Raw genomic sequence first — 14,764 nt, forward strand, 5'->3', positions numbered from 1 at the left:
GGCCTGCTCGAGCAGGCCCGCAGCAGGCCCTGGGGAACCGTTGACGATCGTCAAGGGGCCGAGACCATCGACGGCGATCGCTATGACTACACGCTCACCGTCACCCCGAGCCCGGACGGCACCTCCGATGTGAAGCGCGTGGTGGCGCGGGTGCAGTGGGGCGACCGCAGCCTCGAGATGGAGACGCGGATCTTCCGCTTCCGGAACCCGTGAGACGTCGAGGGATATCGGTTGCGCAGGTGCTGATGATCGGCGCCATGGCCATCACGGCAGCCTTCGCGCTGGCGGCCCTGGTCTGCTCGCAGCTCAATCTAACCCAGCGCTACATCCGTCGCGCGGACGCGCTCAACCTTGCGGAGGCGGCGGTGCACGAGGCTGTCGGGCGCCTTCACGAGCATGCCGAGTTCGGCACGAAGAGGGAGCAGGTCTCGATCCGGCTCGCCGATGATCGGTGGGCGCTGGTGTCATTCGACCCGAGCCAGACCGAGGTCGAGACCTCGACGAACACCATCACGGCCGACGGCAGCAGCGGCACCGCGCGCCTCGTGGGCGTGGGGGTGAGCGGCGGTGTGCGTCGTGAGGTTGAGGTGTTGCTGGCCATCCCCCCCTATCAGTTCGCGGTCTCCACTGCCGGCCCGCTCGAGAGTCAGGACGGCATCGAGGTGAACGGCATCAGCGACGTGCCAGGAGAGAAGACCTCGAACCTGGCCTCGAACACCAGCGTGAAGGCCGAGGGGCGGTTCCTCGTGGGGGGAGATCTGCTCTCGCCCAAGGTCGAGCTCCCCGACGACGCGACGGTGCTCGGTCGCATCATCACGGGCGGCGCGCCCGTCGATCTGCCGAACATCTCTCTCGACGACTGGGACCCGCGCAGCGACAGCGACCTCGCCCCCTACACCCAGGACCTGCCCTCCACTGCACGGACGTCGAACCTTCGGGGACCGTTTGTGACCCGTCGCGACAATGATCGCGGCAACCTGACCGTGAACGGCGATCTGAAGCTCGATCGCGCCTTGCTCTACGTGCAGGGTGATCTCACTGTGAACGGTCAGGTGAGCGGGCAGGGCGCGCTCGTCGTCAAGGGGAGGACCCATATCGTCGGGGCCGTTGACATGACGGGGGGGCCTCGAGAAGGCGCTCGTCTCGCTTTGCTATCAGAGGGCGACGTCCAGCTGCTGGGGCAAGGAGAGAAGAGCGAGTTCCGTGGTCTCATCTACACCCGCGGCGGGTTTCTTGCCCGTCAGGTGCAGATCACCGGTGCATTCGTGCAGGCCCCCCCAACGGGCGGCACGCAGGCACCGGCCGCCGTCTCCTTGAAGGAAGTGCGCTTCGAGGGCACATCACAGGCAACGCGCATGACCATCAATGTCGAGAATCCCGCACTGGACGCCGATGCGCTCTGGTTCAATTCAGGGACCCCCCCACGCATCAGAGGAGTGGCGCGAGAGATGGATGTGCCCCAGGGTACGAAGAAGACCCTCACCAGCGGAGTGGAGGCAATGGATCAGGCCGCCCAGGACGCCTTCCGCGGAAAGGCGTACGAACCGCTCGACTACCTCCCAGGAGAGACGGGAGGAATTGCCCCGTCGATAATCACGCTGTCGCTGCCGGATCTGCAGCAGCGTCTCGAACGTTCGCCGGATCTCCTCAGTGCCTCTACGCGAAGGGAGGTCGCAGCCAGGATCGGAAACGCACCGGCGCAGCTCTGCATGCACGTGGAGAGGTCGGGGAAGGGAAACAGCAGTCACGTGAGCGGCGAGAGCGGCTGGTTCACGATGCTCGATGCGCCCGCTGCTGTGTTCTATGACGTCATCGGTCCTCCACGAGATGGCAAGTTCGGGGACCGGCAGTACCGCATCTCCAAGCAGGAAGCCGCCGGTCTCTACGAAGCCTACACCGGCAGGCCGCTCTCCGAATCGGAGATCATCGCCACGGCCTTGGCCGCCGAGCGCGCCGTGGTGGAGGCGGGCAACCGCGCCCTGCGCGCCGCCGGGGTCACCAACCCGAGTCGGCCGTTGAACTGGCAGCGCCAGCTCGACCTGAACCGCTTCCTGCAAGACACGCGACCGCTGCGCGTCTTGTCGTGGAGGGAGCGGTGAGGGGGTGCGCGCGGTCTCGCGCGTTCACGCTGGTCGAGCTCATGTTCGCCATGGGGCTGGCCGCGCTGCTGGGGCTCGTGCTCAGCCAGATGCTGGCGTCGAGCCTGCGCCTGTACGCGAAGGGGCAGGCCCGCGCGAATCTTCAGGCGGCCGGTCTGATGGCGCTGTCTCACCTGGGTCGCGACCTGCGCAGCGCCGCCGGTGCAACGGTCTCGGTCTGGCAGGCGCCGGAGGGCGACGTGAGCCGTGCCGTTGCCGCCGTCAGCTGCCGCCCGGATGAGCGAGCAGGTGAGATCAGCCCGTACGCGCCGTCGCAGCAGCACGTCATCGTGTTCCTCGACCGGCGCAGCGGGCGCCTGATTCGCACGACCCGTCCGGTCGAGGGCACGGGCGTTCGCCTCTCCGAGCGCGATCTGCGAGACGCCTGCGAGGTGGTTCAGCCGGACGAGCGCGTGATCTGTGCCCACGTGTCGGGGTTGAAGCCGTCCCTCGAGCCCACCGGCATCGATATCGGGCTCGCGCTCGAGCACACCGTGCGCGACGGCATTGTCGCCCACGAGACTGTTCAGACGCACGTCGCGTTTCGCAACCGCCTGTGATGCGACGCCTCTTCGCGCTTGCGCTGCTTGCCTGTCTGGTCTGCGCGGAACGTTGTCAGGGCCGTCCCGCAGTGACGCTGAGCAGCGTTCCTCCGGGTGCGACGGTCAGCCGTCTCGACGGCACCCGTGAGGGCGCGGCAAAGCCCATCGATGGCGTGCAGTGGGCCTCTGGACGGTGGCGTGTAGGCTGGGGCGCCGGCGAGAGCATCGAGTTCACCCTGGGAGAGAGGTCGGGTCGCCTGTTCATCGAGCGGGGCGCCGTAAACGGGGGGGACCTCGCGCTGAGCGACCTTCCCGCGGTGTGGCAGCCTTGGGACGTGTCGGCCGTCCCGGACGCCGAGCTGTGGGTGCCAGAATCTGCCGTTGATGGCCGCCCCGGGTGGGAGCGGCAGCAGCTCGATGCACGCCCGACGGCGCTGACGAACGGGCCGCGCTGCTACCGCGTGCGGGTCGACGAGCGGGGGCGCTGCCGCCTCTGGGCCGGCTGGACCGAGGTCTGGCTCACGCGCCCGCGCTTCGCTCCGTGCAAGGTGGCGCCGACGGTGGGGCAGCCCCTCGAGGCGCGGTTCTCGCCGCTCTACGGGCCCTTCTCGTACCTGGCGTTCGACGTTGCCCTGGTGCTTGCACTCGTGGGGGGAGCCGGGTGGGCCGTGCGCCGCTGGCGGGCCGCAAGGGTCGAGGCCGCGAACGATCGCGTGGAGGCCGAACAGGCCCGCGAGGCGGCTGAGCGGGCTCGGCAGGTGGTCGAGGAGGCGCGCGAGAGCGCCTCGCGCGACACAGGCCACACGGTCACCGGTGCTCAGGGATCGCGCTATCTGCTGCTCACCGAGATCGGGTCCGGGGGTATGGGAACCGTATATCGCGCGCAACGCCTCGACGACGATCTGGTGTGCGCCGTCAAGCGCATGCGCGCAGACGCCGCAACGACCTCGGAGGCGCGACAGCGCTTTCTGCGCGAGATCCAGATCTGCGGGGGGATTCAGCACAGCGGGCTGGTGCGCGTCTTCGACTGGGGCGAAGACGGCAGCGACCCCTTCATGGTGTGTGAGCTCGTCGATGGCGAGACCCTGCGCGCGCGCATGTCCCCTGGAGCGCCCACGGCCACCGCCGAGGCACTGCGCTGCACCATCGACGTGCTACGCGCGCTGCGGGTGGTTCACGCCCACGGCATCATCCATCGCGACCTCAAGCCGGAGAACATCATGGTCACGACGGCGGGAGTGGTGAAGGTGATGGACTTCGGCATCGCCGGGCGCCTCGATCGGCACAGCCTGACGCAGACGGCCACCACCATGGGCACCCCGCAGTACATGTCGCCGGAGCACCTCGACGCCCGCAGCACGTCTGCCGCGTCTGACATCTTCTCGATGGGGGTCATCTTGTACGAGATGCTCACCGGACGCCTTCCGTTCGAGGCCGACGACATCTTTCAGCTCATCACCCGCATGATCACCGAAGATGCGCCTGCGCTCGCAGAGGCCCGTCCCGATCTCCCCGCGGCGCTCTGTGATGCGGTCGACCGCATGCGCGCGGGAGACCAGGGCGATCGCTACGCCAGCGTCGACGAGCTGCTGCCGGTGCTCGAGGCGCTGCTGGCGCAGGTCTGACCGTTTCGAAGAACGGGCGTAGTGTCGTCTGGTCCTTGGTCGCCTCTCACATTACCTCTCACAGGCGATGCGCGTGATGGGCTCGGTGGTCTATCATCGCGGCAGGGAAGAGCGAGGGACTGAGGGGGATCTGTCATGCGCGGAGGCCTTTTTTGCCGTTCCGTCAGCCGTTCACGCATTGTGCGTCTGGTGGCCATCGCTGCTCTGTCGGTGCTGTCAGCACTGACGGGATGCTCTACGGGGAACGTCGGGGAGAGCTCTCCTCCTGCCGCGGGGGGCGCGGCTGCGGCTGCGACGACAGCGTCGTCGCAAGACTCGGGGGGGCGCGAATCCTGTTTCGTCTGGTGGCAGGCGAACCTCTCTTGCCTCGAAGCTCACCGGCACCAGCCTGGCCGATCTCCCGGAGGGAGCGACGCTCAGCACGCCTGCGCTGGGCAACGGTGGCTTGCGCATCATCTCGCCCACCGTGCTCGAGCTGACCTATGTGAACACCGAGAGCTCGGGAGCGCTTCCCACGACCTGGAGCTTTGTCGATGCAAACGGCAACGCGACGCTTCCCGCCGTCGATCGCTTTGTGGTCGCGGTTGATCAGCAGACGGTCCCGGTGCTCGAGGTCGGCTTTCGCCGGTGGGCGCTTTCGGCCCCCGTCGTGCGCGATCTGCGCATCGGCAACGCGCTCTACCTGCGGCTTGCGACACCCATCTCCGAGGGCGCTGCGGTGAGCGTGACCAACCCTGCGCAGGATGTGTGGCCGTCAAGCCAGCGCTATGCGTCGGTGGCCGATCCGATGCGCTGGAGCCCAGCCGTTCATGTCAACCACGAGGGGTACCTGCCGGATCTTCCCAAGAAGGCCATGGTCGGCTACTACCTCGGGTCTCTCGGCGAGCTCGGTCTTCCCAGCAGCACCTTTCAAGTGATCGATGACACGGGCGCCGCAGCCTTCTCCGGCACCCTGTCGATTCGCGCAGAGCAGGGCAGCAACGCTGCTGTGCTGCCGTATCAGAAGGTCTGTCAGGCCGATTTCTCGGCACTCACGATTCCGGGTAGATATCGTCTCGTGGTGCCTGGACTGGGGGTCTCGCTGCCGTTTCGCATCGATGCCGGTGTGGCTGCCGACTATGCACGGGCCTATGCACTGGGTCTCTATCACAAGCGATGCGGAAGCGACAACGCCCTGCCGTTCACCCGCTTCGAGCACGGTCTCTGCCACGCCTCGCCGGTGCAGCTTCCCACCATGGACGCGGTGTACGCTCTCACCAATTCATTCATCGCGGGCACGGGCTCGGTGTCAGACGCCTATCAGATCGCCCAGGCGCTGACAAGCGTGGCGTCGAGCCTGTACCCGTTTGTGTTCAGTGCCCCATTCGATGCCCACGGAGGCCATCACGACGCAGGCGATTACAGTCGCTACACCGTCGACAACGCACTTTTCGTACACGGGCTCATCTTTGCCGCAGACTGCTTCCCGGGCGCGTCTTCGCTCGACAATCTCGGTCTTCCGGAGAGTGGAGACGGGGTGGGCGACCTGCTGCAGCTGGCAAAGTGGGAGGCCGACTATCTCTGTCGCATGCAGGACGCCGATGGCGGCTTCTTCTCGCGCACCTATCCGCGTGATGTGCGCTACGAGAGCGATGTTCTGCCGGACAGCACGCGATACCAGCCACAGGTGGCCTGGCCCAAGAACACCGCCTCCACGGCGGCGGCCGTAGCGGCCCTGGCCGAGATCGGGTCGTCTCCCGTGTTTCGTCAGCAGTTCCCCGACGCTGCCGCCGCCTATGTGACGCGGGCTCGCGCGGGGTGGCAGTTCTTGCAGGGGGCCTGGGCGCGCTATGGTCGACAAGGCGCGTTTCAAGGACTGGGAGAGATCAGCGGGTTTCACGATCTCGACTGCGTGGCGTGGGCTGAGGTCGAGATGTACCTCGCCACGGGCGATCCGGACATCCACAAGCAGGTGCTCGCCGATCTCTCGCCCAACAGCCCGTCTCAGATGCGCTGGTCGTGGCTGCGCCTGCCCGCCGGATACGGGTGCGCCATACGAGACTACGCCTTTGGCGCGCGAAGCGGTCGCGTGCCGGCAGCCGCTCTCGACGCGACGCTGCTGGCCGCGTGCGAGAACCAGATTCGCCTGGCGGGTCGCGATGAGGTGGCGAACGCCCAGGCGAGCGCCTACAACGTGAGCTACAGCCTGGTCGACAAGCGCTGGGGCAATGCGGCGTGGTACTTCTGCGAGCAGCAGTCGTTCAAGCTCGCCACCGCCTACCAGCTCTCACCCTCGCCAGCTCTCATCGATGCCATCGTGGGCAACCTCAACTACGAGCATGGCACCAATCCGGTGAACGTGGCGTACACCACGGGCATGGGATGGCGCCGCCCGCGGGCCATCGTCGACCAGTACTCGCGCAACAGCGGCCTCTCGCTGCCCGCTTCCGGCATCGCGGTGGGGTCGATCAGCGCCTGGTTCTACTACATATCGACCTACGGCACAGAGCTGGCGGCCGTCAACTATCCCGCGGTGGCCAGCGAGCCGATCTATGATCGCTTCACCGACGGCTGGGACGTATACCGTGAGGCGATGAGCTGCAACCAGGTACAGGCGCTTGCCGTCACCGCGTGGCTCATGGCACGGACGCCCCTCGCCACCCAGGCCTGGCGCTGCGCTCCCGCCACCGTCTCCTTGTCGGGGAGCGCCGTCGTCAATCAACCGATCACCGCCACGCTATCGGTGCCGGGACTCGACCTTTCAACGGCCAGTCGCATCGTGTGGGAAGGCACCAACGTCGAGCCGTGCTTTGGGGCCTCGACATTCAGCTACACGCCGCAGGCAGCCGGCTCCGCGGCCATCCACGCCGAGGCGCAGTGGCCCGACGGACGTCGCGCCTTCGCCATCTGCCGCTTTGCCGTGGCGCTGCCTGGCGTGGGTGCGGTACAAGGGCAGACGGTGTCGGTCGGGTTTGCGTCGACCTTGCGAGGCACTGTGATCAAGGTGGTGGATGGCTGTGTATGGCTCAGCTCAGGCCAGATCTGTGCGGTGCCCTTCAGTCTTGCGGGGTTCGGGGGGCTCACGTTGAGTCAGCTCGTGCCCGGTAAAGCTGTGACAGTTACGGTGAACCCGTTCATCGGGACTGTGACCGATCTGCGAAACGAGGGGGCCTTGGTCGTGTTCTCGTCGAGTGCTGGCATGGTCGCTGTGCCAGCCTCGGTGCTGTCATCGGCCGCGCAGCAGCAGATCACCGTTCAGCTCAATCAGGCCGACGGCACGTCAGCCGTGCTTGCGCTGTCGCAGGGGCTCAAGAGCACGACGGGCTGGTTGAGCCTCGTGGGCTCGCCGCCCGTACCCGACAACGCATCGGTGTCGGTATCGTTTCGCTACTTCATGAACGGTCTCGTGACGAGCTCGTCTGCTTCGGCCGTGGGTCTGTCGTGCTGGGGGGTGGCGTGCGTCGTGCCACGAGGTCAGGCGCTGTTCAGTGGAGCCGCGGTCACGTCGACGGGCGATATCGTCACGGGCCAGACGGTCAGTGCGGCCGCCACTCCCTTCGTGGGGGGGGTGGTCTCGACAAATGGTGTGGCGGTTACATTTCAATCGCCCCAGGGCGCAATGACCGTGCCTGTCCCCACTGTTGACGACGTCACCCTGCAGCAGATCAAGGTGAGCGCGAGGGCTTCCGGCACGGTACAGGTCATGTCGCTCTATCAGGCGCGTGCCACTGGCGCGACGGTGCTGGGGCTGGCGCCGTGACGCTCGGCACGGGGCGTGAGGGCCCTTGACGGCGAAGGCAGCCGGCCACGCCACGCAGGGCCCTCGCGCCTCGGTCCGGGTCTCAAGTCGGGCCGTGCACATCCGCGCTCAGTGACGTCGTGCAAATCGTGTGGGGTCACACCTCCAATCATGCATCTCCATCGAATCGAGTATCCTCATGCTGCAGCTCACCTCCTGTCTCTCTGGGGCGTCGCCCATCAAGCCCGCGCGTTCGCACGAGAGGTCTGAAAGCGCGGCTTCTCTGCGCGTTGCGGAACGCCCAGACGCCTTCGTGCGAAGCCCCTATGCATCGCCGTCACCCTCTACGTTGCCGCTTGCACATGTCTCGCCTCCGAGCGCCTCTGATCCGGCGGCCGAGGCCAGCGCCGATGCAGCCTCGTCATCTGCTGCGCTGCGGGTGGGTCGTTGTGTTGGAGCGGTCGTGTCTGCTGCCGTGACCCTCTCGGCGTGCGCCGCGCCGGCAGCCGCGACGCCCCCCGTGGTCGGCTTGACCGAGCTCTCCACGCCGGTTGCAGCTGCATCGCTCACAGGCATTGAGCATTCCGCGATGGTCGATTCGTCGGCGTCTGCTGCGCTTGCGCCGAATGCGGGTCGCTCTGAGGCTGCGACTCGAGAAGCGCAGCCCGACGTTCTGAATCTCGGCAGACCGGTGGCCGATCAAGAACACGATTACCTCACTGTGTCGGGAAGAGCGCAATGGATGAAGAGCCCTCCCCCGTGGGGCGACCTGGGAAACCCCACCAGCCCTGTGGTCGATGTGGGTGTCAGCTCTTCTGGCGCGCGCGTTCGCATGCAGACGTATGAGAACGGCAGCCTTCTCTATCGCGTGGAGAGAGACCCTCGAGACAACTGGGTCGGCGCGCTGCCGCCGTCGGCCACCGACGCGTACATACGACACGGTGGACCCGCGTACTACGGCACGCTGAACGGAGGACCGTACCAGCCGGCAGCATCGCTGTACGGTACGACCAGCAAGAGCTTCCTCTTCGATAACGGTTGCGGGTATCTGCACACGAACGGCGACAAGAACGGTCAGTTCTTCTACGTGCGCAATCTCACGTTCTATCCCGCGTACGATAAGATCGGTCGCCAGGAGGGCCAGATGGGGCTTCCCGTCTCTGACGAGTACAGGGTCAAAGAGGGGCTTCGTCAGGATTTTGAGGGCGGATATCTCGTGTACAATCTCAACACGTCAAAGGTCGAGGTCTATCGATAGATCTTCACGCGACACCACGAAGAAGAGCACCGCCGCAGAGGGGTGCTCTTCTTCATTGCGCCTGTTGCGCGACGCGTCTCGGGTGTCTTGCTCTGTATACGCGTGGCCGTCGCTCAGTGCGGCAGCGAGCCGCCGATGACCGCGCCGGCGACACTGGCGCCGAGGGTGCCCGAGATCCACAGGGGAACGCCGAGCGCGGCGGCCGTCACGCCCCCGGCAATGCCCGCGATGGCGCTGGCCTGCAGGACGCGGGCCCCCTGCGGGGTGTCGGCCAGCATGCAGGTCATGGCCATCATCCCAAGCGAGGTCGGCGCGGCAACGCAGGTGGCGGCTCCACCGGCCAGGGCCAGCAGCCAGTTGCCGTGGGTCAGGCCGTAGACGGTGAGCTGGGCGCAGCCGAGGGGTGCTCCACCGATGGCGCCCATCATCAGCCCTCCCGTCACCGCGTGCGCGGCGCGCGTGCCGAGGCTGAGCCGGTCTTCGTCTTGTTCGGGCGGTTTCGCGGTGCCACGCGGCGCGAGCGACACGGGCTTCGAGGGGACGGTGACAACGGGAAGGGGCGAGAGTGTTGTGTTCATGCCGTGTTCGACGCGGTGCTCATATAGATTTGCAGGCAGAACGGCGTGGCGGGCAACGCGAATTCGATTGCGGGGCGTCGTGGGTCGGCTGCAAATCGGCGGCATCGCATCGTCTCACCATCATATCGCCGAGCGCTCCTCGACCCGCCCGCCTCGACACGACGGCGGCATGGCAGGTCTGGGGCTCGGCAGAGCCGCTCGAGAAGGAGACCCCATGCGCATCCGACGCCTGCACCCGAACCCTCCCCACGCAAACGCGCCGGTCCATCACGCGCAGCCCTCTCCGCTGCGCGCCGCCACGCCGCACAATGGCGCGTCGCCCGCGTTGCAGCGACTGCAGGGGGGGAGCGCGTCTCCCCAGGGCCAGGCCCATCCCCTGGGGCAGGTGCATCCCCAGGGACAGTCTCATCCTCAGGGCCAGACCCATCCCCCGGGGCAGCCTCATGCGCAGGGGCAGACACATCCCCCGAGTCAGGCACCCGGCGTCTCCCAGCCTCACGTCGATCCCGCGCGTCCGCACGACCCGACGTCGCCCGCGACCTCGCCACGCGCCGAAGAACCCTCGGGTCAGGGGCAGGGTGCGGCGAGCGCCACGGGAGGGGAAGCGCCCAAGAGCAGCGGCGCAGCGCTTCTCGGCGGGCTGAAGGGCTGGATGTCGTCGTTGGGAGGCGAGGAGAAGGCGCAGCCCGATGCGGCCCCTGTGTCTGGCGCGGGCACGAAGAAGGACGCGCCGGCCTCTTCGTCTGACGGGTCGAGCAAGAAGGAAGACGCCGCACCGTCCACCGACGACGCCGCGAAGAAGGGCGGCTGGGGCGGCTGGCTCGATCGCATGAAAGACGACGTGAAGAAGAAGTCCGGTCTGCTGCCCAACGAGAAGGAGCTGGCCGACATGAAGTTCGTGCACGACATGCTCGCGGAAGACAAGCTGGGCGGAGCCGATCAGACCTTCAACCAGAACGACGTTCCCCAGATACGCGAAGCGCTCATGCGCGACCCGCAGACGGCGCGTGACGTCAGCGAGGCCCTCGCCGACGCGGCCCGCACGGGGCGCACGCCGGATGGCGAGCGGCTGGGGCTCATCAAGCGCATGGCCGCCCGTAAGGGGGCGGAGGGGCGAAACGGTCTGCTCGGGGGGGGCGCCCAGGCGCAGGAGCAGGCCTGGGCACAGGCGCGCAAGCAGGCTGACAGCGAGCTCTACGGAGCGCTCAACAAGGAAGGCATCCGACCCGTCGAGGGACAGGGTCTGTCGTCGGTACCGCGCAGCGTGTCTCGCGCCGAGATGGAACGATTCCAGGAAGCGATGAAATCGTTCGAGAGCTACTCCGAGCGCGTCAAGAAGAGCCCGCTCGCGAAGGCGGTGGGTGCCGACAAGGACATGCGTCCTCCCCACGGGCTGAGCCAGGCCGACGTGGCCTCGATCATGCGGGGCGAGCCCCCGAAGGGCTGGATCGAGCGCAAGGACTGAGCCCAGCTGGCCTCTGGCCTGCGTATGGGCTCTCTTCAGGCGGCGTCGTCGATGTCGTCGACGTGCTGGCCTCGCAGCTCGGCGAGGCAGCGCTCTGCGTGCTCGGCGGCCTGCGCTGGGGTGAGCGTGCCTGTCATCACCTCACGGAGGAACCCCGTGTAGGTCATGGCCTTGAGCAGCGCATCGTCGAACAGCCCCCCCACGAACGTCGCGTCGGGTGGAGCGGCGTCGCAGTGCGCGGCGGCGCGGCACAGCAGCACGCCCTCGTCGATGCGCGCGACCAGCGTGCAGGCGGTGTCGCTGGCGTTCGCCCGCGCGAGGGTCTCGAGCACGTCGCCCTGACGCTGGGGCTGCAGCCGGATGGGCAGGCTGATCTCGTGGATGATCTGGCCCGCGCGCGCCTTCACCTCGACGCGATAGCGCTCGCTGCCATCGTGGAAGACTGCGTCGATGTCGCCGCGCTCGTCGAGCCGGTACGCGTATCCCTGCGCTTCGAACCAGTCGATGACAGGTGCGACGGCGTGGTGGCGGTGCTCGGCGTCGTGGCTGTTTGAGATGGTGGGGTGAAGGTCGCGATGGCGCATGGGCTGAGGCCTCCCTTTCAGTTGGGGGGAACGGTCTGCCGTTCCGGCCCCCTGGCTCTGTGCTGATGGTAGGGCCGCGCGCTCTTCACGCGAAAGGCGGGGTGCTTTTCACGCATCTCTTCACGCACGTTCTCACGCACGTCTGAACGGGTGTCTGCCATCGAGCAGCGAACGCCTCCATCGTCTCCATCATAGCGGGCTGGTGCGCCAGATGATGTCGCCATCGGGGCCGTCACATCGTGGGTGATCGAATGTGCACGGGGGCTGCGGGTGTAGCATGGTGTCTGACAGGAGACGGCTGCGTCGGGGTGAACACTCCCGTCCCACGAAGTCTACCGCTAGGAGAAATCAACGTGTCCATCCGCGTCAGCGTCCAGCTTCACCCGCAGCACACCCCCATGGCCGACCTCACCCGCGCGGCCGTCCAGGCCGACGAGCTCGGCTTCGACGCCCTCTTCACCTGGGACCACTTCTACCCGTTGTACGGCATGCCCGACTCGCCCTTTCCGCTCCCCGTCTCAGACGAGATCCGCGCTTCGGCCAAATACGGCGGGCACTTCGAAGGGTGGACCCTGCTGGCCGCCTGGGCCGCGCTCACGAAGCGCATCGAGATCGGCATGCTCGTGAGCTGCAACTCGTATCGCAACCCGGAGCTGCTGGCCGACATCGCCCGCACCGTCGACCACATCAGCAACGGTCGCGTCATCCTCGGTGTCGGCTCCGGCTGGTTCGAGAAGGACTACGTTGAGTACGGCTATCCCTTCGGCACCGCGGGGAGCCGCCTCAAGGACCTCGATGTCGCGCTCCCCCGCATGAAGGCCCGCCTGGCGAAGCTGCACCCGCAGCCCGTGCGCAATCCCATGCCGATCATGATCGGTGGCGGGGGCGAGAAGCTCACCCTGCGCATGACCGCCCAGCACGCGCACCTCTGGAACTACTTCGGCACCCCGGCAGAGATGGCCCACAAGATGGCCGTGCTCGACAAGTGGTGCGCTGAGGTGGGCCGCAACCCGGCCGAGATCGAGCGCAGCATCTTGATCATGTCTCCCGAAGCGCTGGCGCAGCTCGACGACTACTACGCCGTGGGCATCCGCCACTTCATCTGCGGCATGGGTCACCCGTTCAGCTTCGATCACGCCAAGCGGCTGCTCGAGTGGCGCGCGAGCCGCACATCTGCCGCTGCCGCGCACTGACGCTGCGGTTCGACGCTCTCCGCCGGTGACCGCTGGCGGGGGGCGTCGCCCGGCATCTCCGGCCGCGTGAAGGACAACCCGACCTGCAGCGATAAGAGAGCCGCTTCATTTCACACCTGAGGTGCGCATCCATGAAAGCTCCCGTTCGTGTTGCCGTCACCGGCGCTGCCGGTCAGATCGGCTACAGCCTTCTCTTCAGAATTGCCAGTGGCGAGATGCTGGGGCCTCATCAGCCCGTCATCTTGCAGCTGCTCGAGATCACGCCCGCGCTCAAGGCGTTGCAGGGGGTGGTCATGGAGCTCGATGACTGCGCGTTTCCGCTTCTCGCGGGCGTGGTCTCGACAGACGACCCCAACGTGGCCTTCGGCGACGCCGACTACGCGCTGCTCGTCGGCGCCATGCCCCGCAAGGCCGGCATGGAGCGCGCTGATCTGCTCTCCGCCAACGGCGGCATCTTCCGCCCGCAGGGCCAGGCCCTCGCCGCGAGTGCGAAGAAGAACGTGAAGGTTCTCGTGGTGGGCAACCCCGCCAACACCAACGCCCTCATCGCCCAGAGCAACGCCGCGGGTCTCGACCCGCGCCAGTTCACGGCCATGACCCGCCTCGACCACAACCGCGCCCTCTCGCAGCTGGCCGCGCGCGTGGGCAAGCCGGTCACGAGCATCAAGAAGATGACCATCTGGGGCAATCACTCCACCACCCAGTATCCCGACCTCTTCCACTGCGAGGTCGACGGGCAGAACGCCGCGGCCCTGGTGAACGACCAGGCCTGGCTCGACGGTACCTTCATCCCCACCGTGGCCAAGCGCGGCGCCGCCATCATCGAGGCGCGTGGCGCCTCGAGCGCGGCGTCGGCGGCCAGCGCCGCCATCGACCACATGCGCGACTGGACCCTGGGCACCGCCCAGGGCGACTGGGTGAGCATGGCGGTCTACAGCGATGGCAGCTACGGCATTCCCGAGGGGCTCATCTACAGCTTCCCGTGCGAGTGTCGCAATGGCATCTGGAGCATTGTGCAGGGGCTGAACATCGACCCCTACAGCCGCGCCAAGATGGACGCCACCGCCAAGGAGCTCTGCGAGGAGCGTGACGCGGTGCGCGGTCTGGCGCTGGTGTAGCGCGACGTCGGCGGGCGCCGTTCGACGCTCGGTCGAACGGTGGCCTGCGAGACGCACGGTCAATGCCTCGCGGGTGCGGCTTCGGCCGTCCCCGTTGTCTTTCCGGATGCGACCTTGGTCGGGTTCCGGGTCCTTTGGAACGATGCGCGGAACGCGACTCCCGATTGCGACGATGGCCTCGATACTTCGCGGGCCGCTGTCGTTAAGATGAGAGCGGGAGAGAGAAGAAGCGGAGCGTCACCTATGACGATTCCATCTGATTCTCAACGTAGTTCTCGCGCGGTGTCCATCTTCGGGACCTCACTTCTGCTGACCGCGCTCACCCTGGGCGCCGGCTGCGGCGGGGGCGGAGGCGCGGGCGCAAGCACCTTCAGTTCCGCCGCTGTCCCCAGCGCTGCCGGAGAGGTCGCCACGATGGCCTCCACGCCCTCTTCGAGCACGAGCACCGCAACCACGCCGACGACATCCGTTTCCCCAGTGGTATCGACCTCTTCTGCGGCGACGCCTGTCCCCGCTGGGCTGAAGGCGTTCCCCGGCGCCGAGGG

At 67.1% G+C, this 14,764-nt stretch carries 12 protein-coding genes; 10 read left to right on the plus strand and 2 right to left on the minus strand.

Annotation, left to right across the window (positions count from 1 at the left end; translation table 11 throughout):
• From EB084_08090 to EB084_08125, 8 genes are all read left to right on the plus strand, one after another.
• The coding region (locus EB084_08090) for a hypothetical protein (GenBank protein NDD28211.1) at positions 1-213 on the plus strand (213 nt) is incomplete at its 5' end.
• A 1,702-nt stretch (positions 214-1,915) separates the two neighbouring features.
• Entirely contained in the window at positions 1,916-2,698 is a 783-nt protein-coding gene (locus tag EB084_08095) for a hypothetical protein (protein ID NDD28212.1), read from the plus strand.
• Entirely contained in the window at positions 2,695-4,305 is a 1,611-nt protein-coding gene (locus tag EB084_08100; GenBank protein ID NDD28213.1) for a serine/threonine protein kinase, read from the plus strand. Before EB084_08095 ends, EB084_08100 begins: the two co-directional genes overlap by 4 nt.
• A 445-nt stretch (positions 4,306-4,750) precedes the next feature.
• Entirely contained in the window at positions 4,751-8,044 is a 3,294-nt protein-coding gene (locus tag EB084_08105; GenBank protein ID NDD28214.1) for a glycoside hydrolase family 9, read from the plus strand.
• 178 nt (positions 8,045-8,222) lie between these two features.
• Positions 8,223-9,281 (plus strand): hypothetical protein, encoded by a 1,059-nt coding sequence (locus EB084_08110; GenBank protein ID NDD28215.1) that lies wholly within the window; start codon positions 8,223-8,225, stop codon positions 9,279-9,281.
• A 42-nt stretch (positions 9,282-9,323) separates the two neighbouring features.
• A complete protein-coding gene (locus EB084_08115; protein NDD28216.1) occupies positions 9,324-9,659 on the plus strand; it encodes a hypothetical protein in 336 nt (111 codons plus the stop codon).
• Complete coding sequence (locus EB084_08120; protein NDD28217.1) at positions 9,644-9,886, plus strand: hypothetical protein; 243 nt, start codon at positions 9,644-9,646, stop codon at positions 9,884-9,886. The genes EB084_08115 and EB084_08120 overlap by 16 nt, the downstream gene beginning before the upstream one ends.
• 187 nt (positions 9,887-10,073) lie before the next feature.
• Positions 10,074-11,324: a hypothetical protein gene (locus EB084_08125; GenBank protein NDD28218.1), complete on the plus strand. Its 1,251-nt coding sequence runs from the start codon at positions 10,074-10,076 to the stop codon at positions 11,322-11,324.
• Between the two features lie 35 nt (positions 11,325-11,359).
• Here the strand turns inward: EB084_08125 and EB084_08130 are convergent, their stop codons facing one another.
• The gene (locus EB084_08130; protein NDD28219.1) at positions 11,360-11,908 is read right to left on the minus strand and encodes a hypothetical protein; all 549 of its coding nucleotides are present in this window, start codon (positions 11,906-11,908) and stop codon (positions 11,360-11,362) included.
• Positions 11,909-12,159: 251 nt separating this feature from the next.
• Between EB084_08130 and EB084_08135 the strand changes: the two genes are divergently transcribed.
• Positions 12,160-13,101 (plus strand): LLM class F420-dependent oxidoreductase, encoded by a 942-nt coding sequence (locus EB084_08135; GenBank protein ID NDD28220.1) that lies wholly within the window; start codon positions 12,160-12,162, stop codon positions 13,099-13,101.
• A 131-nt stretch (positions 13,102-13,232) separates the two neighbouring features.
• Positions 13,233-14,219, plus strand: a complete 987-nt coding sequence (locus EB084_08140) for a malate dehydrogenase (protein NDD28221.1) — start codon at positions 13,233-13,235, stop codon at positions 14,217-14,219.
• Positions 14,220-14,482: 263 nt separating this feature from the next.
• Here EB084_08140 and EB084_08145 read toward each other — a convergent pair whose 3' ends face one another.
• Entirely contained in the window at positions 14,483-14,674 is a 192-nt protein-coding gene (locus EB084_08145; protein NDD28222.1) for a hypothetical protein, read from the minus strand.
• Positions 14,675-14,764 lie beyond the last annotated feature (90 nt).

It is taken from the genome of Pseudomonadota bacterium (assembly GCA_010028905.1).
In the GTDB taxonomy this organism is placed as follows: domain Bacteria; phylum Vulcanimicrobiota; class Xenobia; order RGZZ01; family RGZZ01; genus RGZZ01.